Annotated in this window: 17 protein-coding genes; 7 read left to right on the top strand and 10 right to left on the bottom strand. The window is 60.6% G+C overall.

Annotation, left to right across the window (positions count from 1 at the left end):
• Nucleotides 1–418: 418 nt before the first annotated feature.
• Nucleotides 419–1,600 carry a helix-turn-helix domain-containing protein gene (locus tag ACJJVH_RS30915; RefSeq protein ID WP_412066333.1) on the top strand — a complete coding sequence of 394 codons (1,182 nt, stop codon included), beginning with the start codon at nt 419–421 and terminating at the stop codon, nt 1,598–1,600.
• A gap of 477 nt (nt 1,601–2,077) precedes the next feature.
• Here the strand turns inward: ACJJVH_RS30915 and ACJJVH_RS30910 are convergent, their stop codons facing one another.
• Nucleotides 2,078–3,235 (bottom strand): acyl-CoA dehydrogenase family protein, encoded by a 1,158-nt coding sequence (locus tag ACJJVH_RS30910; RefSeq protein WP_112804072.1) that lies wholly within the window; start codon nt 3,233–3,235, stop codon nt 2,078–2,080.
• 355 nt (nt 3,236–3,590) lie between these two features.
• Between ACJJVH_RS30910 and ACJJVH_RS30905 the strand changes: the two genes are divergently transcribed.
• From ACJJVH_RS30905 to ACJJVH_RS30880, 6 genes are all read left to right on the top strand, one after another.
• On the top strand, nt 3,591–4,610 hold the full coding sequence (locus ACJJVH_RS30905; protein WP_112804071.1) for a helix-turn-helix domain-containing protein: 1,020 nt from the start codon (nt 3,591–3,593) through the stop codon (nt 4,608–4,610).
• Between the two features lie 88 nt (nt 4,611–4,698).
• Nucleotides 4,699–5,823: an efflux RND transporter periplasmic adaptor subunit gene (locus tag ACJJVH_RS30900; RefSeq protein ID WP_113360662.1), complete on the top strand. Its 1,125-nt coding sequence runs from the start codon at nt 4,699–4,701 to the stop codon at nt 5,821–5,823.
• Entirely contained in the window at nt 5,820–6,530 is a 711-nt protein-coding gene (locus tag ACJJVH_RS30895) for an ABC transporter ATP-binding protein (RefSeq protein WP_112804069.1), read from the top strand. The genes ACJJVH_RS30900 and ACJJVH_RS30895 overlap by 4 nt, the downstream gene beginning before the upstream one ends.
• Complete coding sequence (locus ACJJVH_RS30890) at nt 6,527–7,669, top strand: ABC transporter permease (RefSeq protein WP_412066332.1); 1,143 nt, start codon at nt 6,527–6,529, stop codon at nt 7,667–7,669. Before ACJJVH_RS30895 ends, ACJJVH_RS30890 begins: the two co-directional genes overlap by 4 nt.
• 4 nt (nt 7,670–7,673) lie before the next feature.
• On the top strand, nt 7,674–8,873 hold the full coding sequence (locus ACJJVH_RS30885; protein WP_113423774.1) for an ABC transporter permease: 1,200 nt from the start codon (nt 7,674–7,676) through the stop codon (nt 8,871–8,873).
• A 411-nt stretch (nt 8,874–9,284) separates the two neighbouring features.
• Nucleotides 9,285–10,391, top strand: a complete 1,107-nt coding sequence (locus ACJJVH_RS30880; RefSeq protein ID WP_412066331.1) for a helix-turn-helix domain-containing protein — start codon at nt 9,285–9,287, stop codon at nt 10,389–10,391.
• 221 nt (nt 10,392–10,612) lie between these two features.
• On the opposite strand, the gene ACJJVH_RS30875 is transcribed toward ACJJVH_RS30880, so the two are convergent.
• From ACJJVH_RS30875 to ACJJVH_RS30835, 9 genes are all read right to left on the bottom strand, one after another.
• Nucleotides 10,613–11,785 carry a MupA/Atu3671 family FMN-dependent luciferase-like monooxygenase gene (locus tag ACJJVH_RS30875; protein ID WP_412066330.1) on the bottom strand — a complete coding sequence of 391 codons (1,173 nt, stop codon included), beginning with the start codon at nt 11,783–11,785 and terminating at the stop codon, nt 10,613–10,615.
• A gap of 221 nt (nt 11,786–12,006) precedes the next feature.
• Complete coding sequence (locus ACJJVH_RS30870; RefSeq protein WP_112804063.1) at nt 12,007–13,509, bottom strand: AMP-binding protein; 1,503 nt, start codon at nt 13,507–13,509, stop codon at nt 12,007–12,009.
• Nucleotides 13,503–14,867, bottom strand: a complete 1,365-nt coding sequence (locus tag ACJJVH_RS30865; RefSeq protein ID WP_412066329.1) for a cytochrome P450 — start codon at nt 14,865–14,867, stop codon at nt 13,503–13,505. Before ACJJVH_RS30865 ends, ACJJVH_RS30870 begins: the two co-directional genes overlap by 7 nt.
• Before the next feature lie 42 nt (nt 14,868–14,909).
• Entirely contained in the window at nt 14,910–16,514 is a 1,605-nt protein-coding gene (locus ACJJVH_RS30860) for an AMP-binding protein (protein WP_113423213.1), read from the bottom strand.
• The gene (locus ACJJVH_RS30855; RefSeq protein ID WP_113423214.1) at nt 16,511–16,771 is read right to left on the bottom strand and encodes a phosphopantetheine-binding protein; all 261 of its coding nucleotides are present in this window, start codon (nt 16,769–16,771) and stop codon (nt 16,511–16,513) included. Before ACJJVH_RS30855 ends, ACJJVH_RS30860 begins: the two co-directional genes overlap by 4 nt.
• 37 nt (nt 16,772–16,808) lie before the next feature.
• Nucleotides 16,809–18,374, bottom strand: a complete 1,566-nt coding sequence (locus tag ACJJVH_RS30850; protein WP_412066328.1) for a class I adenylate-forming enzyme family protein — start codon at nt 18,372–18,374, stop codon at nt 16,809–16,811.
• The gene (locus ACJJVH_RS30845; RefSeq protein WP_112804227.1) at nt 18,371–19,321 is read right to left on the bottom strand and encodes a hypothetical protein; all 951 of its coding nucleotides are present in this window, start codon (nt 19,319–19,321) and stop codon (nt 18,371–18,373) included. Before ACJJVH_RS30845 ends, ACJJVH_RS30850 begins: the two co-directional genes overlap by 4 nt.
• On the bottom strand, nt 19,318–20,184 hold the full coding sequence (locus ACJJVH_RS30840) for a hypothetical protein (RefSeq protein WP_112804226.1): 867 nt from the start codon (nt 20,182–20,184) through the stop codon (nt 19,318–19,320). The genes ACJJVH_RS30845 and ACJJVH_RS30840 overlap by 4 nt, the downstream gene beginning before the upstream one ends.
• Nucleotides 20,181–22,610 carry an acyl-CoA dehydrogenase family protein gene (locus ACJJVH_RS30835; RefSeq protein ID WP_412066327.1) on the bottom strand — a complete coding sequence of 810 codons (2,430 nt, stop codon included), beginning with the start codon at nt 22,608–22,610 and terminating at the stop codon, nt 20,181–20,183. The genes ACJJVH_RS30840 and ACJJVH_RS30835 overlap by 4 nt, the downstream gene beginning before the upstream one ends.
• Nucleotides 22,611–22,612: the final 2 nt, after the last annotated feature.

The following is a 22,612-nucleotide window of genomic DNA, read 5'->3' as shown; positions in this document are numbered from 1 at the left end:
GGTTTTAGGGTATTAATCCACAACTATGATGATTGCGGGCAGTTGGGGAGCTTTAAGCAAGATGACTTCCCTTGCCGACAATGCCCTCGCGGGCGCGGGGATGGCTCTTTCTTCGAGCTGCGCCGGTCCCAGGTCGATATCCGAGGTACGGGTCGCCGGTTTCTATCATCAGCTTTTGCGCTCTCCTCCGGCCGCTTGGCCAAGAGATCGACGATGGTCCCGGCTTCCAGCTCGTGCTCTGGCCGCCTTCCCCGCGAGGAAGCAGTTTGAACGCTATGTCTCTGGTATTCTCCGCGATGATGCTGGCGTCGATTGGGATGTCGGCCGTATTGCGGCCTGGGCTGTGAATTGAGCCGCCGGTTCTTGTTGGGTGAACACAAATATTGCACGCTCTTCGGAGGATTTTGAGGGCGAGTCGATGTTTGCGAAAGAGTTCGACGAAATAGCACTGGCCGATCTTCAAGCCCTTGTTGATGAGGGAATCCCCGAAGGCAGGCAACTAGAGTTCAAGCGCGATCATTATGGGCGCAAAGACGAAGACCGGCGCGAGTTTGCCGCCGATGTTTCCGCCATGGCCAACGCTGTCGGCGGATATCTTGTGATCGGAGTCGACGAGCGGAACGGAATTGCATCAGACGTCAGCGGCGTTGCGACGTCGGATCCTGATGGTTTGGTTCGAGCGGTTTCCGATACCATTCGAACGTCGCTCGAACCGCCAATCCTCGAATTTCGGGTGAAATGGATTGCTATCGAGGGTGAACGCGGCGTTTTGGCAATCAAGATGGCGCGGAGCTGGAGTGCGCCCCATCGAGTAACTGTCGCCAAGGACTATCGCTTTTTTATCCGCGACGAAAACGGAAAGCATCCGATGTCAGTAGAAGAGTTGCGACGAGCGTTTCTGTTTGCATCCGAGGTCGAAGAGAGGATCAGACGCTTTAGAACGGAGCGGCTGGAAATCCTGACCAACAACGAGGGACCTCTAGCGGTTGGCGCCGATGGAGATGCTCGTCTGGTAATGCAGGTCGTGCCACGAGCATCTTTCACAGAGAGCATTTCACTCTCGTTTGATGAACGTGGCGGAACGATGTGGCCATGGCCTCTCGGCGCCAGCGGCGCGAATCCAATGTACTCGCTCGACGGTCTCGTCGCTTACTCGGGACCGGAAGAGAAATTTGATACCGTCCGCGCATTTTCGACGCTTTTTCGCAATGGTGTCGCCGAGGCCGTTGCAAAATTGAATGTCGGCGGGAAGGACGGTCAACGCAACATTTATCTGACCGGTGTTGAGCAAGGGATTGCGTCCGGTATTCGGCAGATCCTCGGCGAGTACGAACGGCGGTCGATCCCCGCGCCATACACGGTTCTCGTGAGCCTCATTGGCGTTCGTGGCGTTTCGGCCCCGATTGATGAATGGCGCGGCAGCATTACCTATCCGTGTCGTTCTGACCGGATAATGTTACCCGAACTCAACATTGATACGACGGGCGCGGCGGATGTTCCAGAGAATACCCTTAAGCCTCTATTTGATCTCATGTGGAATGCGTTTGGTCATCATGGTTCGCCAAGTTACGACCAGTCGGGAAAATACATCCGGCGCTGAACGCCGTCGTTATCCTCTATTCCTATCCGGCTTATATATAATGCAATGAAACTGCTTGCCTTTTTCGGTTTTTTAGCCGGATTGAACTGATGTTGTTCGCCGAGACTGAGCCGCGTCCCTCATTTTCAGTGCTTTCCTCCACTGCGAACTTATGGTTTTCCAATAATTTAGCGAGAATGAAGAGCACGCCGCAGGTTCGAGTCCGTTCAAGGCGAGGGAGTTACAATAGTGAACTTCTGTGAATCCGCGTTAGCTGCGTGATTTAACCCTGAGCTTTGCTCCATATTCAAAGACGGTGCGGCCCACTTTTTGGGTATGGGACGGTTGTCCACCGCTGTTGTGGCGCTCATCTGCGACGTCAGTCGCGACATGAACTCTTTGCCATAGATTGACGCTAGGCTCCATTCGTGTCCTTTCCTTTCCCATCAAATTCCAGGGGGTCTATTCTAGGGGAAGAATGAGCGGCAGCAGGGTCGCTCAGACACAATTCACTAAGCTCTTGCCAATCGCATCGCGCAGTACTTCGCTCGCTCCTCCCCAGATCGACTGAACGCAACTGTCGATCATATCCTGGGTGGCCCGCTCGCCGGTTTCACCGCTGATACCCTGCGCTCCCCGAAACTGGATAGCGAGTAAAGCGATCGATTTCAGGACTTCGCTCGCACGCAGCTTTGCAATGCTGGACGAGCGGGGATCGTGCCGGCCTTGCATCTGCTCAACGATGCAGGTGTCGATGAAGGCTTGGTTCACGCAGCAGTCGCTATAGAGATCGGCAAGCCTGCTATAGGTCGTCTGATGGTCGAGGATCGTCCCCGTCGACGTCTTGCGCCCATGGCAGAAAAGGATGAGTTCGCGAAGTATGGCGATGGCCGACGCCTGCGCGTAAATGGCAAGCATCAGCCGTTCGAGCCCGAGGAAGGTGAACAGATAGAGCAACCCCTGTCCCTCGGCGCCGAGAAGCCTGGTTTTTGGCACCTCGCAGTCCTGGAAGATCAGTTCGCAGGTATCGAGAGCCTGCATCCCCGATTTAGCGATGGGGGAACGTTTGACGCCCTTCTGACCGGTCTCGACGATGAGCAGGCTCAGTCGGGCATCGCCATCCGGGGCTGTCGCGTCGGTGCGTCCGGCCACCAGGACGACATCGGCGGTAAAGCCGTTCGAAATATGGGTCTTGTGCCCGTTGAGAACGAATGTCCCATCCGCCTTCGAAATAGTCGTGCGCATCTGCGCGACTTCGCTTCCCGACCGAGGTTCGGTCATGGCTATGGCGCCGACCTTTTCTCCCGAGCACAGGCCCGGAAGAAAGGCCGCCTTCTGCTCGTCAGTTGCAAGCCGGACAAAATAGGGAGCGACGATGTCGCTCTGCAGGAATGTCAGAAAGCCCGAAAACCTCCGCTTTCCCAATTCCTCGGCGATTACGACTGACTCGAGAAAGGATGCCGCCCGCCCGCCGTGGCTGCGCGGAGCGGTGCGGCACAGCAGGCCCGCGTCGCCAGCCTTGCGCCAGGCCTCGCGCGGCACGCGGCCGGCCTCCACCCAGCTTGCGTAGCGAGGTGCTATCTCGCCATCGAGGAACGCTGCGACTTCCAGGCGAAACTGCTCGTCTCCCTGAGAGAAAATATTGCGTCTGATCATGCGAGAGCCTCACGAAGCTGAATTGCCGAATTATGCGCCCGAAGAGGGGATGCGCCTCCAACGGGCAGGACAGGCGGCCTGCCACCGTTCGTTCCGGAAAACTTGCGAGAAAACCGCGTATTGGGCGTCCTATATCGTGATTTCTTCCGTCCTTTATCGCGATATAGGAGGCGCCGGACGCGCCAATGCCGTGCCAGGCGCTTAGATCAAGGCGAAGCTGCGGCCTGCAATTGACCGATTGCGCCTGTCAATTTATGGGGATGGCACCGTACTGAAACACGATCGAGGTCGTGTGATGCGACAGTTGCTGACATGATCCTACTTTATCGCATTCAAGCCGCCACAGGTGACTGCCATGCTCTTCATTCCATTCCCTTTCGCCGTCGCTATCGTGCTTCTCGTGCTCTTTGCCGCAGTCTTCAAGCGTGATGACGACCGGCCGGCCAATCTGCCGTTCCTGACGCTCATTCTCGCAAGCGCTCTTCAGTCCGTGCTGTCGGGCCTCCGCTGGGGTTACGGCATTCAATCCGTCATGTATGTGACGCCATTGGTCGCCGCGATCATTCCGCCCCTCGTCTATGCCGGTGTGTCCCAGCTGATCAGAAGGAGCGCCCAGCCGCCGCTCGTGCGCATCGGTATTCACTGCCTGCCTGCCATCCTTGTCCTGATACTCATGATCTTGTGGCGCGATGCGATCGATGTCGTGCTGGTTCTCGTCTTCATCGGCTACGCGATCGCGATCCTCCGGCTCATGCGACCCGGCATGGATGCGCTTCGCCTTGCGGCGTTCGACGAGGCTCGGCCGACTTATTATGCGATCCTGCTGGCCGCAGCCACGCTGCTTCTTTCCGCCATCCTCGATACATTCGTCGCCTTCGATCTGATTTGGAGCCATGGCCGTCACGCCGCGACGCTGATTGCAGGAGGCAACCTCGCGGCACTCATCATATTGTCGGTCGCCGCCGCCGCCGCCAGTCGCGGTCGCGCGGCGAAGGACGTGCCGGAAACCGTCGAAGCTCCGAAGGCCGATGCCGGAGACAGCGAGACGATGGCTGCCATCCAGGCGCTCATGATCGACAGGCAGGTCTATCAGGACCAGGACCTCACCCTGAACAAGCTCGCCCGCAAGGCTGGCCTCTCGGCCCGTCAGATCTCCGAGGCGATCAACCGTGCGAGCGGGAAGAACGTCTCGCAATATGTCAACGAGTTTCGAATCGCGGCCGCTTGCCGGATGCTGACGGAGACGGAGAAATCCGTAATCGAGGTCATGTATGCCGTCGGCTTTCAGACGAAGTCCAATTTCAACCGTGAGTTCCGGCGCGTAACGGATATTACGCCTCTGGAGTGGCGCAAGAAGACGGTTTCGAGGCAATAAAGGGGTCAAAAAGTACCAGATCGCGATCGAGTACGAGCTAGAACGTGTTTGAGGTCGAGTTTTTGCCGGTCTCCTTCATGTTGGCGGCATGAACACGAACACCGAACAAAATCGCAAACTCGCCGAAACGCTCAGGTCATTGTCCCTTGAGCCTTCGTTCCAAACAGTGGAGCCGCCGGTCAGGAAAACCCGGCGTCTTGTCCTCTCAAGTGCCATGCTCGCCCTTGGCGTCAGCGCGATTGCGGTCGCTTTCTTCTGGCCGGATATCGCGCCTCGTCTCAAAACCGCCCTGCAGCCGCAGCCGGCCGTCACGACGCCGACCGACAGCAAACCGGGCGTTCCATCCACCCAGGCGGCGCCCGGTACTGGTTCGCCCATCCCTTTCGCCAATTCGCCGCGACCTGCATCCGCGTCGCAGATAACCGGATCCGGCTTCGTCGTCGCCCCGCGCATCGTGACAGTCTTTTCCAAATATGAGGGAGAGATCGCATCGGTCGGCGTATATGTCGGCGACCGCGTCGAAGCAGGGCAGGTCATTGTTGGAATCGATGACGTCAGCGCCGACTTCGCGCTCGAGCAAGCCAAGGCCGACAGCGATGGCGCAAAGCTCGTCCTCGACGGCAAGATCCTGGCGCTCAAGCAGGCCGACAGTTCGCTGCAGCGCAATGCGGCGCTCTCTGCAAAGAGCGCTGTTTCCATCCAGACCGTCGAGGAGGCGCAGACCGCCAGAGACACGGCGTTGAACGCCGTCGACCAGGCGCGTCAAAGCTATGCCAAGGCGCAACTCGGCGTGAAGATCGCGCAGGAACATGTCGATGCATTGACCGTCAGAGCCCCGATCTCGGGTACGGTGACGCGGCTCGACGCCCATGTGGGTGGCCGGGTACTGGCCCGGGTGGACAGTATCAAGGAAAATGAAAGCCTGCTGACGATCACAGATACCAAGAGCCTAGTGATCGACGCCGACGTCGCCGAAACCAATATCGGCGAACTTCGGCCCGGCCTTCGCGGCCAAGCCGTTCTTGACGGCTTCCCCGACAAGCCCTTCGCGATCGAGATCCTGCAGCTATGGCCGGTCGCCTCGGCGGAAAAGGGTACCATCACGCTGCGTCTGGCGCTCCTCGACCCACCCGAAGGCATCATGCCGAACATGGCCGCCCGCATCCGTATTTCGACCATTCCAGCACAACAGCCAGGAGACACTCCTCAATGACCGCCTCAACAAGCAAAGAGCCGTATATCGTGCTCAACAATGTCAAGAAGGGATACAAGATAGGCACCGAGACCGTACCGATCTTTTCCAATCTCGACCTGCAGATCACCCGTGGCGAATTCGTCGCGATCATGGGGCCTTCCGGATCTGGAAAATCGACGCTGCTCAACATGCTGTCGGGCATAGACAAGCCGGATCAGGGCCGCCTGCGCATCGGTGTCAGCAATCTCGATCAGATGGGAGAGGCGGCCCGCTCCTCCTGGCGCGCCCACAATATGGGCATCGTCTTCCAGTTCTATAATCTCTTGCCGATGCTGAACGCGGCCGAGAATATCGAGCTGCCGCTTCTCTTGAAGCCGCTTTCGTCGAGGGAGCGCCGTGTTCGCGTCGACAAGGTCCTGGATCTGGTCGGGTTGTCGGGTCGCCAGAAGCAGTATCCGAAGCTCATGTCGGGCGGCCAACAGCAGCGCGTCGGCATCGCGCGGGCGATCGTCGCGGACCCGGCTCTGCTGCTCTGCGACGAGCCCACGGGCGACCTCGACCGCCGATCGGCGGACGAGGTGCTGGAAATGCTGCGTTTTCTGAACCGCGAGCTTGGAAAGACCATCATCATGGTGACCCATGACCCTCAGGCAGCAAGCTATGCCGGCCGAACGCTCCATCTCGATAAGGGCAGGTTCGTCGAAGAGCGGAGGATGGACGCATGACGTTCCTCGATCTCGTAAGAAAGAGTGCTTGGCGAAAGCCTATGCGCACAATATTGCTGATGATAAGCGTTGCCACCGCCTTTCTCATCTACGGCCTGACAACGAGCTTTATCGATGGCAGCCAGGGCGCGTCGGCGGCCAGCGAGGACATCCTTGGCGTCATGAGCGCGGCTGGCCGCGCCCAGCCGCTGCCGGTTTCCTACTTGAACCGGATCGGCGCGGACCCGGGCGTGGCCGCCGTCGGCTACATGTCGCGCCTGCGCGGTTTTGCGACGGTTGAAAAGAACATCATTCCGGTGAGTGCCGCCGATCCTGCGCGGCTCTACAGTTCGAACGGCAGGGAGCTCGGGTTGACGCCGGATCTCGTCAGCGCGCTCGCAAGGGACCGCAGCACCGTCCTCGTCGGCCAGGCGCTTGCCGAGGCGCAAGGCTGGACCGTCGGTCAGAAGATCACCGTCACCAGCTTCGACACGGCAAAGCAGGATGGCAGCCGCGACTGGTCCTTCGAAATCGCCGGTATCTTCAACGGCGAGAACGCCTCGACCGACACCTATTTCGTCGTCGCCCAATACGACTATGTCAATGCGCTGAGAGCCCGCAACAAGGACACGGTCGACGCCTTCATCGTCAGGCCGCAGCCGGGTGTCCAGACAGGAGAGCTTGCCTCAAGGATAGATCAGCTGTTTGCCAATTCGGCGGCACCGACCCAAACCAGATCGGAAAAGCAGTTCCTCGAGGCCTTCCTGCGCCAATATGCCGATGTCGGTTTGATCGTGAACATGGTGGTCGGGGCGGCATTCGTCACGCTGCTCATGATCGTCGGCAATACTATGGTCTTTGCCGTTCGCGAGCGCACCTTCGAGATCGGCGTTTTGAAAACCCTGGGCTTTTCCGGCTCCTGGATCATGGCGCTGATCCTTGGCGAAACATTCTTCATATTCGTGGTCGGCGGCACCATCGGCCTGATGCTTGCATTGCTTGCGACGGTCATCACGGGACCTGCGATCGGCCTCGTCTTTTCCAATGCGATTTTTGCAAGAGCCCTGGCGATGGTCACCCTGTTGGCGCTTGCAACCGGCGCCCTTCCGGCGCTCAACGCGCTCAGGATCCCGATAATCTCAGCATTTAGAACGAGGTAAATCCATGTCCTCCAATGCCAAACAAGCATTTGTCATGATCAGGGCAAACCTGTTCAGCTTGCCGCGACGTATCTCCATCTCCGCCTCCATGGTTCTTTCCGTAGCGCTCGTCGTCAGCGTTCTTACAGGCTTCCTGGCCATGGCAAGGGGTTTTGAGACGACTCTGCAAAGTGCCGGCTCCAATTCCGTTGCCGTCGTTCTGGGCGGCGGCACGAACCAGGAGGCTGGCTCGGACGTTCCGGCCTCCGTCATTCGCACCTTGAGCGCAATGACCGATGACATCGGCGCTACAAGGGACACCAGCGGCATGCCGATCTTCTCGCGCGAAATCGTCGTTGCCGTCGACGCCAAACCGAACGGATCAGATGCGAGCCAGACCTTGGCTCTTCGCGGCATGGATCAATCCGGTCCTTCCATCCGCGACCATATAGCCTTGTCGGCCGGCCGCCTGTTCACACCCGGTTCGCGCGAGATCGTCGTCGGGGATCGCCTGGCGCAACAGTTCGGAATTTCTGTCGGCAGTACCTTGCGGCTCGGCACGGTCGGCTGGACGGTGGTTGGTCTGTTCTCGGCGCGCGGCAGCGCCTTCGAGTCCGAGATCTGGGCCGATCTCGACGCGGTTCGATCGGGCTTCGACCGGCAGGGGCAGGTCCAGAGCCTGCGTTTGAGGTTGTCCAATCCCGCCTCCTTGCCGCGGCTGCAGGCCAAGCTCGACACAATCAGGACGACACCGCTGCGCGCCATTGTCGAAGCCGACCTCTATGCGGCGCAATCCGGCCGCACCGCCAGCCTCATCCGGCTGTTCGGCTGGCCGCTCGCACTGTTGATGGCCGTCGGCGCGACCGCCGGCGCGCTCAACACAATGATGAACTCCGTGTCGGATCGTACCGTTGAGATCGCAACGGTCAGGGCACTCGGCTTCAGCAGGATATCCGCGTTTCTCGGCACATGGGTGGAGGCGATCGTGCTTGCCGCCCTTGGCGTGGCGTTCGGACTTCTGGCGTCGTGGCTGGCCTTCAATGGCTGGCAGGCTAGCACGGTTGGAGCGAATGGCGCGCGCATGGCGTTCCAGCTTTCCGTAACCGGCGATGTCATGGCGACGGCGGGTCTGCTCGGACTTGCAATCGGCATTCTGGGCGGCGCATTGCCGGCGACGGTTGCCAGCCGTCTTCCCTTGACCGCCGCCCTCCGGTCGAGCGGATGACCGCGCGGGCATGACGGCCAGCACCAGCAATACCCCAGCAGGGGCCCTGACCTGCCAGGCAGCCAGAGCCCTTATCATCGCCGGACGTAATCGACGCCCGATCGTAATCCCTGAGCGCACGAGATACCAGACAATGCCATCAGGCTCGGCATTCAAAATTCGCGCACACCGCCATTCTGTCCATGAAAAGCACAATCATGCCGCGATCCTTGCGCGATGCGCACTTGCGCGGAAGGGAGGATTGGCATTCTCTCCCGGATGGGATGCTTGGCGGAACCTATCGCGAAAAAAGCACCCTGATGTCGCTCGGCTGGATCTTTGCAAAGGCAATTGAAACGGAATCATTCGACCCCGGTCGGGCACGGTTTCAATTGTCATTTTGATGATCAAATTTCTGCGGGAGTTTCCAAAATGATCAGTCTTCCTTTGCCGATCTTGACAGCAATTTTCCTCGCCATCGTCCTGTTGCGACGATTGAACTCCAAGGATCGATGGGGATCGCCGCTGGTTTTCGTCACGATAGGTCTTTATGCTCTCCAGTCGTTGCTAATCGGAATCAAATGGACACTGGGCGGCTTTCCGTCCTTGTTCCTCGTGAGCGTGTCGCTCGCCATTCCACCAATGACCTGGCTGGTGCTCAGTTCGTTGATCGGCAGATCGAAAGAAGCAAATAAACAGAGGGACATGATGGTTGCCCTAGGGTCTGCCGCAAGCTTCGTCATTGCGGTCAATATCGCCGCTCTCCTAGACTATTTTGTTTTCGCGGAGGCCATTAGCATCGGCGTATACATGGTTTATGGCGCCGCCTTTATCGTGGTTGCCTATCTGTCCGACCACGAGTCGATGGAAAGCCAGCCGCTTCATATGCTCTTTCCCGCGCGGCTCGCATCTCTGGTCGCCGGCTGTATGTTCTTGCTGTCGGCCATAATCGACCTGATCATCGCCTGCGATATTCAATGGAACAATAGCAGCATATCATCGGCACTTGTCGGCTATGGCAATCTCTTCATGCTCCTGGTCCTCATTTCCTTGTTCCTGGGCGTCGGATCGCGGCCAATCATCCCGAGTGCTGAAGCTGATGCCGAGGAAGATTCAAGGCGCGACGACAGGCTGAACCAGGAGATTGTCGATCGGCTTGACCGGCTCATGACGGACACCAAGCTTTTCCGTGATGAATCGTTATCGCTCGACCGGCTCGCCCGCAAACTCGGTCAGCCTTCGAGGCAGATATCGACAGCCGTCAACAGCCTGCGTGCGATGAACGTACCACAATATGTGAATACTTTCAGGATCGCGGACGCCTGCGATCTGCTTGAGACGACCAATGAGTCGATCACGGAGATCATCTACAAGACCGGATTTACGACCAAGTCCAATTTCCACCGCGAGTTTCAGCGCATTACCGGCTATAGCCCGGGAGCCTGGCGCAAGCGTTCGCTTGTGCCCGACCAAAAGGGGACAAGGGTGAAGATGGATCATCTGCGCATCGCGGACCAGCCAATTCCCATGAAGGGATGACTGCCTTTGTCGCGAGGATCGGGAGGAGCTTCCTCTTAAAGTCTGTGCCGGCGTCGCCGCCCTTGGAGTTGCGCCGGCAAGATATGGCGTTGCGTTGTCGCGGGCAATTCCGAAGCACTTGCACCGCACAGCGCGCGGCCGGCAAGCCGGCCTAGATCCCGTTCGGGCAATCCGGGTGCGCTCGGATTGCCTTTTGCTTTTGGCATCGCCGCCAAATCCACCTATCGCTCGGTTGGCAACGACAAGCCGCATGACGCCGGGGCCCTGAGACGTCTCTTGGTCTCGGCGAGCAGGGAAAGGCTCGCCAGCGCCTTTGCATGATCCACGCCAAAATCCACCAGGCAAGCGATCTCGTCGACGCCGGCGCGTGCGAGACGCTCGACCGTTGCGATGACATCGTCCGGCGTGCCAAAGAGACCGCTTTCGTTCATGTAGCGCTCGCAGGCCTCCAGGAGCATCGCGTCGCGGAGTGCCGCCGCAGTCGCGGAATTTCGTCGCGGGGGCTTGAGCCGCTTGGTGGAGGCCTGCGTCAGGTCGAGGGAACTGCCGAGATAGGCCATCAGCGGCTGCTGAATGTCCTTGATCGCCCGCGCCCTGTCCTCATGCACATAGGTGTGCATCATCAAGGTCACCTGGCCACGGCCATCATGGCCGCTGTCCTTTCGACTGCGACGATAGAGCTCGATCTTCTCGGGCAGTTCGTTGAGCTCCTGCCCTCGAAGATGGGTCAGTACATTGGCCCCCATCTTGCCGGCGGCGATGAAACCCTCCTGCCGGCCGGTGGTCGTCAGCCAGACGGGTAGGCTTTCCTGCACGGGTCGGGGGAAGGTCTTTACGGGCAGGCCCGAGACGACGGCATCATCGCCCCGCCAGAGCTGGCGCACCACATCCATGTCGCAGGCCAGCCGCTCCCGGCGTTCCTCGAACGGGCTCGAAGACAATATGAAATCGTTGGCATTCCATCCAGCGGCAAACGAGATGCCGACCCTGCCATTCGACAGATTGTCGACGACAGCCCATTCTTCCGCAATGCGGATCGGGCTATGCAACGGCGACACGACGCTGCCGGCGCGCAGGCCGATTCTCGCGGTGACTGTTGCAAGTGCCGCCGCCAGGACGGATGGATTGGGGAACAGGCCGCCGAAAGCATGGAAATGGCGCTCGGGAAGCCAAACGGCTTCAAATCCGTTGCGGTCGGCATATCGGGTCGCGTCAAGCAGGAGCTTGTAGTTGTCGGCGCCCGGCTTGCCACGATCGTCGTTGGAAAAGAACGACAGGCTGAATTTCATGTTGCTTGCGGTCTGCCGCGGCGCGCCTTGCATGCCTGCATCCAGATGATGGAAGGGCGGCTCGGCAAGCGCTACATCCGCAAGGTCGAATTGATCGTCTGACATGAGCAACTCCTTTTGCTGCTTTGACAAGAATGACGTGGCCGCATTTTCCGGTGCGGCGACAGTTGAAAAGCGCAGGGTTTTCGTGCGCGGAGCCGGTGCCCAGCCGACAAGCGCTCATTTTCCGTCCGCCGCCAAACGCCTTGGCGCGACAGCAGGTCAAATCATTCCTCGTTCAGGCCTCGGCCTTCTTTCCAATTCGCTCGGTGGCTCGGCCGGATCACTCACGTCGCAAGGGCGCAGTCCAGCATGCGGCCGATATCGACCTTGCCGTTGATGTTGAGGATGAACTTGTCGACGATCCGGACGTCGCGCGGGACCATCACCGCCGGAAGCGCGAGCCTCATGTCGGCGACCAGGCGATCGCGAGTCGTTTGACGATCGGGATGCATCTGCGCGAACAGGACGATGTTCGTCACCCGGCCGTCGCTCAAAAGCGGAACGCAGGTGGCCTGGCGAATATAGGGCAGGTCGTTGGCGATACGCTCGATTTCGTTCAGTTCGATCCGGTTGCCGTTCCACTTGACCTGGCGGTCGACGCGTCCAAGCAGGGTCAGGCTTCCATCGAGGTCGACATAGCCAAGGTCGCCGGTCATATAGGTGGGCACTGCGGCGAAGGTGCCGAAGGCATGGTTGCGCGGATGGTCCGAGGGCAGATAGCCCTTTCCGACCTGTGGCCCGAGAAGCTGGACCTCGCCCGGTTCGCCCGCGCTTGCCTCGGAACCGTCCTCGCGCAGGATGCGCATGCTGGAAGGCTCGAGAGCCGGCCCGAGCGGCAGCAGGTCGCCGGTATCGAGATGGCCCCCATCAAGGATCTGGGCATGTGTGACGCAGGTGACCTCGGTCGGTCCATAGGCATGGCAGAGCTTTGCGTGCGGAAACCGCCGCCATAGATCGCGAATGAGAGACTTCTGCACGACCTCGCCGCCGACGAAGAAGCACCGCAGTTCGGGAAAGGTCGCGCCGTTGAAGCCCCTGTCCGTGCACATGATCTGCAGCAATGATGGTGTCGAAAACCAGGAGCCGGGTGTCATTGCGCCGTTTTCGGCGAGCAGGCGCACATTGTTTCGGGCAAGGACGTTGTTGCGATGATCCAGCATGATGACCGCGGAGCCGTTGGCGAGCGCCGGCCATAGATCAAGCATGCCCATGTCGAAGGCGAGGCTTGCGTGATTGACGTGGGCGCCGTTGCCTGCAAGACGACGCAGCATCGGGCCGTACCAGCTGTCGAAATGCTTGAAATTGTCTCTCGAAATGGCAACGCCCTTCGGCTGCCCCGTGCTTCCCGACGTGAAGACGATGTAAAACAGCGTTTCGCTGCCGATGTTGGAACTGCCGCCGTCGGCCGGCAATGCCGCCGCATCGATCGTGGAGACGTCGATTTGATGCAGGGACGCAAGCTCGAGGTAGTCGCCCTCGACGAAGGCATGGCTTGCTCCGGCAATGCGAGCGATCGTCTCGATGCGTTGAACCGGATTGGACCGGTCGACGAAAACAAAGGGCCTGCCGGAGATCGCGCAGGCCAGCATCATCGCGACGCAGTCATGCTCCTTGTGGCCGACGATGACCAGTGGTCCCGGTTCGATCCCCAGAAGATGGCGGCGCATGCCCTCGCAACGTGATCCGAGTTCGCCGAAGCGCATTACGCCGCCGTCGCTGATCAGAGCCGGCGCATCCGGAGTATGGAGGATGTGGCTGCGTATGCGCTGCAAAATACTGTCTACCATGAGTTTTCTCCGCAAAGGGCTGTTTGTGAACGGGCTTCGTCTTGCGCGCGGCTGCGCGCCTCTCCTCTCGGTCGCCACCACAGGCTGACCGCGCCGCGCGGGGCCAGTATCGAGCGGAATACGGGCCGCAGATCCCCCGGCCGGGTTGTCGCCGCCAGGCCGAACGAGCGGCTTGCGCAGATAGCGGTCAGCGCCGATGCGATCTGGGATGTGACCCTTTCGGTCTGCCTACGGGCATTGGGTCCGATGCCGAAAGGCAGGAAATGGCCGGGGTGGCCGGCGAGGTTTGGGACGCGGCCCGGGTCGAAACGGCCAGGATCGAAACGGGTCGGCTCGTCCCATAGGCGCTCGTCGCGGTGCAGCAGGAATGGGGAAAACAAAAGGGTTGCCTGGGCGGGGACGGTGATTGCACCGAAATGGAGATCGCGGCTCGTGGTGCGATAGAGGAAGGGGAGTTCGGGATAGAGGCGCTGGGTCTCCAGGGCGACGGCGGTCGCGAGGCTCGATGCTCCGTTGTCCCGGACGTCCTTGGCAATGGTATCGGCAAGGCCCGGATCCTGGGCGAGATGGACGAGGGCCCAGAGCAGGCTGAGGCCGTCGACCCCAAGCCTTTCGAAGAGGATGCGGAAGAGGAGCGGCCGCAGATGGTCGATCTGGTCGTTCGCTCGGATATCGTCGGGCATGGCTTCGAGCAGGTGGGCGAGGATGGTGTTCTCGCCCGCTCTTGCGGCGGCGATGCCGGCGCGCACGGCGTCGTCGAGAAAGGCGCGTGTCTCGCGGAATTCCTCCAGTGCGTCGGCATCCTTGAAGGCGTTGGCGTCCCTGTTGAACATGAAGCGATGAAAGACCTGCACCTGCGCGATGCCCTCGGCCATTTCGCTGTCATTGACGGCGGTGCCGAAGATGGGATGGCAGGTGGCTCGCACCGCCCACAAGCGGCACAGGGTACGAAGATCGGCGACCGGCGCGAGCGCCTCGTCGAGGAAGGTCGCAGTTGCCCGCGCAAGCGCCTCGTCGAACCAGAGCTCTAACGAGCCGGCAAGGCCGGCGAGCTTGCGGCGCATGGGCAGTCCAACGCGCGCCCAGGAGGCTTCTTCGGTGTTCTCGCCAAGCAGCAGGCGCATGGTCATGGCGCTGCTGGTGACGTCGCCGAACTCGGCGGCGAGCTGGCCGGCATGCTGCCGCCAGAAATCAAGGCCGCGCTCGCCGGTGACGAGATAGGTATCCCGGTCCTCGCGCGTATGCAGAATGACGAGATCGCCATGCTTGCGTGCGGCCGTCTCGGCCACCTTCAGGAGGCCGAGATTCTGATAGAGCGCCGAATTGGCGTCAAAGACCGGACATGTCTGCATATCCATGCTTCCCTTTTCCTTGTCCGTGGGCCGGCTCGCGGCAAGGCCTCAGGCCTGCGCCGCGAGCGAATGAACGTGGCGCGCCGCCGCCTGCGCCGCCGCCTCGACAATGGCGGCGCGGTCGAGTTTGGAGTTCTTGTTGAGCGTCACCGGGAAATCGGCGTACCAGAACCGCGGAACGAGATAGTGAGGCAGCTGCTTTGACAATTGCGTCGCAATCAGGCGTAGCTCGTCACCCGTTTGCGGTCCCAGAACATAGGCGTTGAGCGCGCGCGGCTGATCGTCCAGCGAAAAGACGCTGACGACCACCTCTTCCACACCCGTTTGGGCGCGAATATGGGCCTCGACATCGTCAAGGGCGATACGCACGCCCTGGATCTTGACTTCTCTGTCGATGCGGCCCTTGAAATACCAGAGCCCGTCGGCTGCTTTCCAGCCCCAGTCGCCGGTACGATAAAGGTCGCCTTCGGGAAAGGCATATGCCTGGCGTTCGGGAAGGCCGATATAGCCTCGGCCGACGCTTGCGCCGCGAATATAGATTTCCTGCGCCGCGTCATTGCCGCTATTGTTGCCCTGGGCGCCTGGAGAATGGTCCAGGGTCGTTGCGGCCCGGGCATAGCCGATCGGAAGTTCATGGTCTGCAAGCAGGTGGGCGCGGGTGATATCGACGCTCGTTACCGCGACGGTGCATTCCGTCGGGCCATAGGTGTTGACGACGCGGCAACCCGGGAAGCGGTCAAAAAGGTCGCTGACGATGGCCTTCGTCAAGGGTTCGCCGCAGAAGACGAAAGTCCTACAATCCGGCAGGGTGTCGGCGCCAAACCGCCGGTTCTTGAGGAAGAGCCGCACGATCGATGGCGTCGAAACCCACAAGGAGACCTTATCGGCGGCAAGGCGCCGGATAAAGCCGGTCGAGTTGGCGACGTCGGCGTGATCCAGCGCCGTTATCGGCAGGCGATGCAGCCACGACGTCCATATCTCGAAGAGCGAGACGTCGAAGCAATAGCGAATATTGCCCGACACCGCTGAAAAGCCGGCAGCTTCGGGCAACAGGACGTCAAGCCAGTCGATGAAGTCGACGAGATTGGCGTAAGTGACTTGGATGCCCTTCGGCTGGCCGAGCGTACCGGACGAAAACATGATGTAGGCAACGTCATCATCGGCGATGGCGTCTGTCGCCGGCGCAGGACGGCGCGCCGCGTGATTGGTAAGCCGGTTTTCGCTCCCCAGCTCGATCGCCATGGCCGGAATTGACGGGTCGATGCTCCAAAGCTCCGGCGGCGCGTTGTCGTTGGGGGCGGCGACGAGGATGGCCGAGGCGTTACAGGCAAGGGCGATCTGGCGAACGCGGTCGAGCGGCGTCTCGGGCTCCACCGGAACCAGCGCCCGGCCGCCAATCAGGCATGCCCAATAGGCGACCAGATAGCGCCGATCCTTGTGTCCCCAGATCAGAACCGGGTTTCGGGCCGTGCTCACACTGAAAAGGCGGTCAAGAAGCGCGACAGTCTGTTGGTAAAGGTCGCTGAAGCGCAGATCGCCGGCCGGATGCCGGTAGCAGACGCTTGTGCAGGCTTCGAACGCGGCAAAGATTGCCCGCAGACGCGCCGCTGCCGGCTCTTGCCGCTCGCCCTCGATCGCAAGGGCCGGCCTCATGCGACTTCCCCCTCTAGGAGGCTTTGGCTGACAAATGCCGTGAGGCTTTCGACGGTCGAGAAATGCTCGGGACGCAGCGAGGCCGGATCTATATCAAGGCTTGCGACATTGTCCTCGATCAGGAGGAACAATTCGAGCATGAGGCCGCTGTCGATACCGAGATCCTGCAGGCGCGTCTCCCGCCCGACGGAATGTGGTGCTTGAAGTTCCAACAATTCGACGATCGCATCGATAATGGTGTTCTCAATCGATGTCATGGCTTTTCCTCCTGGCTTCATGGAAAGAGATTGACGTTCAGACGGTTTCGAGGAGCTGCTTGCGAAGAACATGCTTGTCGATCTTGCCATTATGGCTCCTGGCGAACTCATGCAGGATGACGATGCGCGCCGGTATGGCGTGAGGCTCAAGACGATCGCGGCACCACTCCAGAAGATTCTCGGCGCTCACAAGATCCGCGTTCGAAAGTGTGACGAAGGCGACCGGCCGTTGTCCGTGGACGGCGTGGTCCTCCCCGATCACCGATGCTTGCGAGACCGCGTCATGGGCAAGCAGCGCACTTTCGATTTCGCTTGGCGCCACCTTGTGGCCGGCGACCTTCAGGATATCGTCCGAGCGCGCCACGAAATAGAGGAAGCCTTCCTCGTCGAGCTTGCAGGTATCGCCCGTGTAAAGGACGATTTCCTGAAGGTCCGGGCACATGCGAAGCTTTTCGGCGGTCTTTGCCGGATTGTTCCAGTATCCTTTCATGATGGTGTTGCCGCGGATGACCAGCTCCCCGGTCGCGCTGTGGAAATGCTTGCGGCCCGCAGCATCGACGACCCATAATTGCGTGTTGGGGATCGCCTTGCCGATGCTGGATTTGCGCGTGGCGAGCTCAGCCGGATCGAGATAGGTGCAGCGATGGCACTCGGTCAGGCCATACATCGAGAAGATCGTAGCTTTGGCGAAGAGTTTCGCCAACGTGTCGATTTTGCCGGGGTGCAGCGCTGCGGCCGTGCTGGTAATGCAACGCACGCTCGAAAGGTCGAAACGATCGGCGAGCGGTTCGATGAGCGGAACCATCGTCGGCACGATCGGTAGCACCGTTGCCCCGTTCGCGACCATGCGGGCAAGGGCAAACAGCGGCTGTGCAAAATTCCTCTCCACATGCAAGGTCGCCCCGACCAGGGTCGCCATGGTCAGTTGATGCAGGCCATAGTCGAAGGTCAGGGGAATTGCGCAGGAGATAATGTCGCCCTCGACATATCCGAGATATTGCGACACGGACTGTGCCGCCGTCGTCATGTTGAGATGCGTGAGCATGACGCCCTTCGGGTCGCCGGTGGAACCCGAGGTATAGATGATGGCCGCCAGATCCCGGTCGATGACGGAGGCAAGATCGTCGCTGGACATCGACTCGTCGCTCGCCGGACCGGCATCGTCGAACCCCATCCATTTCGAACCCATCAGGCCGCCATCGTGATGGGTCAGGAAATAGACATCCGATCTACTTGCCTGGACGGCTTCGACGGCAACCGAGAGGAGGGCATCGTCGACGATGAGGCTTTTCGGCCCGCAATCCCGGGCGATCCAGGCAAGCTTGTCGCGTTTTGTTTCGGGATTGAGCGGTACTGCGACGGCGCCCGCTAGGAGAACGCCCCAGAGGGCGATGCAGAATCCGACCGAATTGTGCATCAGGAGAATGACGCGCTCACCCTCGGTCACGCCGTTTCGTCGCAGGTCACGGGCCACCGTAAGCGCCAGCCGGTATGCCTGCCCATAGGTCAGCTTGCGCCGCTCGTCCTGTATCGCCGTCCGTTCGGCGCGTGTTTTTGCACTGTTGATCAGGAAACTCGTCAGCATGTTCGGGGAAGGTGTCATCGGCTTGCTCCATTGGAAGGGGACATATGCTTGTGGATCGTGCAGGCACCGACGAAGCCGCCCATGCCGACCGATACGAGGGTCGCGGCGTCTGCCCCGATTTCGGAACTGCGCAATAGTTCGCACAACAACAGGAAAGGATCGCTCGTATAGCAGTGGCCTACGTCCGGAAGCAGGCTGAGGTCGACCCGGCCATATTCCAGACCGTGTTCCCGGCACAGCTGCTGCCAGGCGAGCCTGTTGACATTGTGGGGAAGCAGCGGTGCCGGTCCAAGCCAGTCAAATCCCGCCTCGTCGAGCGCTTGCTTAACCATCGTGCTATGGCCGGAAAAAAAGGCGCTCATCTGCTGCGCCGTGCCGGCTCGCCCGAAATGGAACTCCGGCCTCATGTGAAGCACCATCGGTTCGAACTGCCAGCCGCCGCCCTCCTGATCGACGACGAGACCGCAATAGGCTTCGCCCATCAACGTACATCCCGGGACATATCTGTCGGCCAGCGGCACGTTGGTGTGGCTGTCGCCTGCGATGATGACGACCGAATGTACGATGCCGCCTTGCAGCAGATGCCTTGCCATCTCCAGCGCCCAAAACATGCCGCTGCAATTGTGCTGGTCGACCTCATATTTGAACTTGACGGCGGCAAGCATCGGATGGGAGCCGAGCACCGTGAGCGGCGAGCGGCCGCGCGGATATTGCAGGGGCAGGCCGTGCACATAGATCATGGCATCGGGGCGCGGTCCGCTGTGATCGTCAAGAAGCCGGTCGAGAATGGGTTCGAATTCTGCGGCAAGCGGGCGAGGGGCGGCGTCCGAAGCCGATACCTGTTCGATGCCGAACAGATGCTTGAACACGCGCGCCTCGGAAAGCGGCCGGCCGGCGGCGCGCACGATATCGTCTGCGTCGATTCGCCCGGCGGGTATATGCGTGGCGATGGCTGCAAGCCTCATGGCGCTTCTCCCCCTCTGGATGACAGGCAGACGCCGCTTGCGACGCCATCCTCCCAGTTCAACAGCAGATAATCGCCTCCCTCGGCTCCGTGGCTCGCAAGGGCCGCGAATGGAGCCGAGCAGAGCAGTCGTTGTTCCTGGGGCAGGACGGGTCCCGGCCAGTGGGTATCCGGCAGGATGTGCCGGTCTGCGACGAGCGTGCAGTTTGCGGGATCGACATCGAACTGTTGCGCAAGCCTTCGGGCTGCGCGGCCAACGGTTTCGCATTCCCGGTCGGATAGGCGGCGGTAGCCGCGATAGGTGAGCGGGCCGGTACCGCGCTCGCTCAACACGACCATGCTCGCGGCATTGAAGGGATTGATGGTCTCGATAACGGGGGAGCGGTAAAGAAGATGCCGCTGATCCATAGTGATCAGCAGAGCCTTTCTTCGCCCATTGGCAAGGTAGCGGCCAATGCAATGAAGTGCAAAGAACGGGGCCGATCGGCCGCGGTCGGAAACGGCGAAGCCGAGGCCGTCGTCGATGCCGAGGCTGTGAAGCGCCAGATTGGTAACGGATGTGCCGAGATGGATATCCGGAAGCCAGTGCGCGAGCAGGACGAGATCGAGGTCGTCAAGGTCGGCGCGCTCGCGCAGCAGCGGCAATAGGGCCAAAAGCATATTGGCAAAGGGAGCCCGGTCGCTTGCGCTCAGCCATCGGGCGACATTGCTGTCGTCCGGGGTGTAGTCCCTGCCGTTCGAGCGGAAGAACCGACCAGTATAGTCTTCCCAATAGCCGACCTGGTCCTGCCACCCGGCGACCGGAGGCTCAAGTCCGTCGAATGTGTTCCAGACGATCTGCTTCGGGTCGAGGGATATGGTCATTGCGGCATCCTCGCGACATAGGCGCGGAATGCGTTTTGGGCATGGATGTTGGACGCGCCTTCCATATACTCGAACGCCTTGGCATCGCGTGTCTTCTTGCGGAGTGTCGGGCTCATCATGAGCTCAGTCGACGACGGCAGCGAGAATGCCCGTTCGACGACCCGGTCAGCAAATTGCACCGCCTGCAGCTTCACCATGCTGATCTCGTGCGTCTTGGGGTGACCGGTCTCGTAGGCGGCAAGAACGATCTCCAGCCGACGCAGTAACGCGGCATGCGTCAGCTCCAGATCCGAAATGTCGTGCGCGGCGACTTTCGAGCTTGCGCGCAGATGATCGAGAATGCCGCGACCCGTGCCGAGGGCTAGAGCCGCCACGATCGGCCGGTTCCGCTCGAACACTTCGTTGATCGCCAGGAATCCGTCTCGAAGGCTCTGGTCGTCGCCGCCGAGGATCATTGTGTCGTCGACCGGCAGGTCGTCGATTGCAATGCTGCACAGCATGGCGCCGCAAAGACCGAATGTCGGAAGATGTTCGATCTTCATAGCCGATGTGTTCCGGCCCGGCTCGATCAGCACGAGGATCGGACGGCCGGTATCGGCGTTTCTGGCAAACAGCAGCCCGATCGCGGCTCGCTTGGCGTTTCCGACCAGCATCTTGCGGGCGGTCAGGCGGCGATGTCCCGTTGCTCCGCAAACCGTCGAAACGCCGAGCGAGGGATCGGAGCCTGCGCCCGGTTCCGTAACTGCGAAAAACGTTCCCTGCGGGCCTGTCCTGTATCGGGAAAAGAAGCGTTCGATCTGCCCTTCGGTGCCCATCTTCAAGATAGCGCCACCGGACAGTGACGGGCCTTGGAGCGCGAGGATGCAAGATGCGTCGAAGCGCGCTAGGCGTTCGATCATGGCGATGTGCAGACTGTAGCTGCACGTTTCGACGCCAAGGCTCGTGTTACCGAGCGAAAACCCGTTATAGCGCTCGGGAACGCCAACCAGCGTGAAGGCACGCATGATGGGATCCGCCCAGAGGTCCTGCCACGCATCCGGGTCGTGCTCGAGCTTGTGCCCGGTGGCGATCAGGAGCTCCTTGACCTCGTCGAGGCGCTCAAGGCAGGGATGCTCGAACACCGAGGTGCCGCCGGCGGCGGCTGTCCCGGCTTGCGTCGGCCGGATAGGGCCGGAAATGCTTCGCGGGCGCTGCTCGGCAAGCAGGGCGTCGATCGATGCGCGCTCGCGGACGAGCGTGATCGCCTCGCCGTCGACCATGACCTCGGCCGGCTGTCCGAACCCCAGGAAATTGACGGGCGAGGCGGTCGCGCCGTAAGCGCCCGATTGATGGATGCAGATAAGATCGCCCGCTTCGGGCCGATCGAGCAGGACGTCCTTGCCCAATATGTCCATCGGTGTGCAGAGCGGACCCGTGATGGTCCATTGTCCGCGGGACGGTTCGCGATCCTTCCTCTTGATCAGGGAAACGGGAAAATTCTTGCGCAGCAGCGAGCCTTGTCCGGCGGCGGCGGAGTGAACATTGGATCCGCCGTCACAGATTGCGAAATTTTCCCCTTTCGTGACCTTCGTCTGGCGAACGCCGGTGACGAACCGCCCGGCGGTGGCGACCATGTAGCGGCCGAGCTCGATGCAGATCTTGGTCTCGTGATGCGATGTTTCGTAGCGTGCGATGACCGGGGCGAGCTCATCGGCAAGCGCGTCGATGTCGAGGGCGGTTTCCCCCTCGTGGTAAGGCACGCCGAAGCCGCCGCCGATGTCGACGAAGTCGAGTGGGTATCCGAGCTTGGTTTCCACTTCGTCCGCAAGCAACAGGATCTGTCTGGTGTTGTTGGCGATGGTCGCGGGCTCGAGAATGCGGGTTCCCATATAGACGTGGATCCCGACGATCCGCGTATTGCGATGGCGCCGGGCCTGCCTGAGGACGTCATGGATGGCGACGGCATCGATCCCGAACTGGGTCGCCCGCCCGCTCATCGAAAGTCTCGCGCCAGGGAAATGAAAGTCGGGGTTCAGCCGCAGTGCGACGGCCTGGATACTGTCAAGGCTGCGGGCGAACTGGTCGACCCTTTCAAGTTCCGTCAGGGATTCAACGACGATGGCCTTTATGCCTGTCGCCACGCTTCGCTCCAGCTCCCGGTCCGACTTGGCTGGCCCGACGAACAGGATCCTGTCGCTTCGAACGCCGGCGGCCGATGCCGTTTCAAACTCCAGGAAAGAGCAAACTTCGCAGCCCATGCCGGCTGCGACAAGCTCGGCGACCACGGAGAGATTGGGATTTGCCTTGAGCGAGTAGAAGAAATCTACCGACGGAAAGGCGGTCTTGAGCCTGAAATACTGCTCGCGAATGGCCGCGGCGTCGAACACGTAGAATGGTGTTCCGACCCTCTCGGCAATCGCCCACAAGCGTCTGTCTTCGTCCAACATAT

The organism is Rhizobium sp. SYY.PMSO (assembly GCF_046840415.1).
Classification (GTDB): domain Bacteria; phylum Pseudomonadota; class Alphaproteobacteria; order Rhizobiales; family Rhizobiaceae; genus Rhizobium.
The sequence above is the reverse complement of the archived record's forward strand: the minus strand, read 5'-3'. Positions and strand labels throughout refer to the sequence as shown.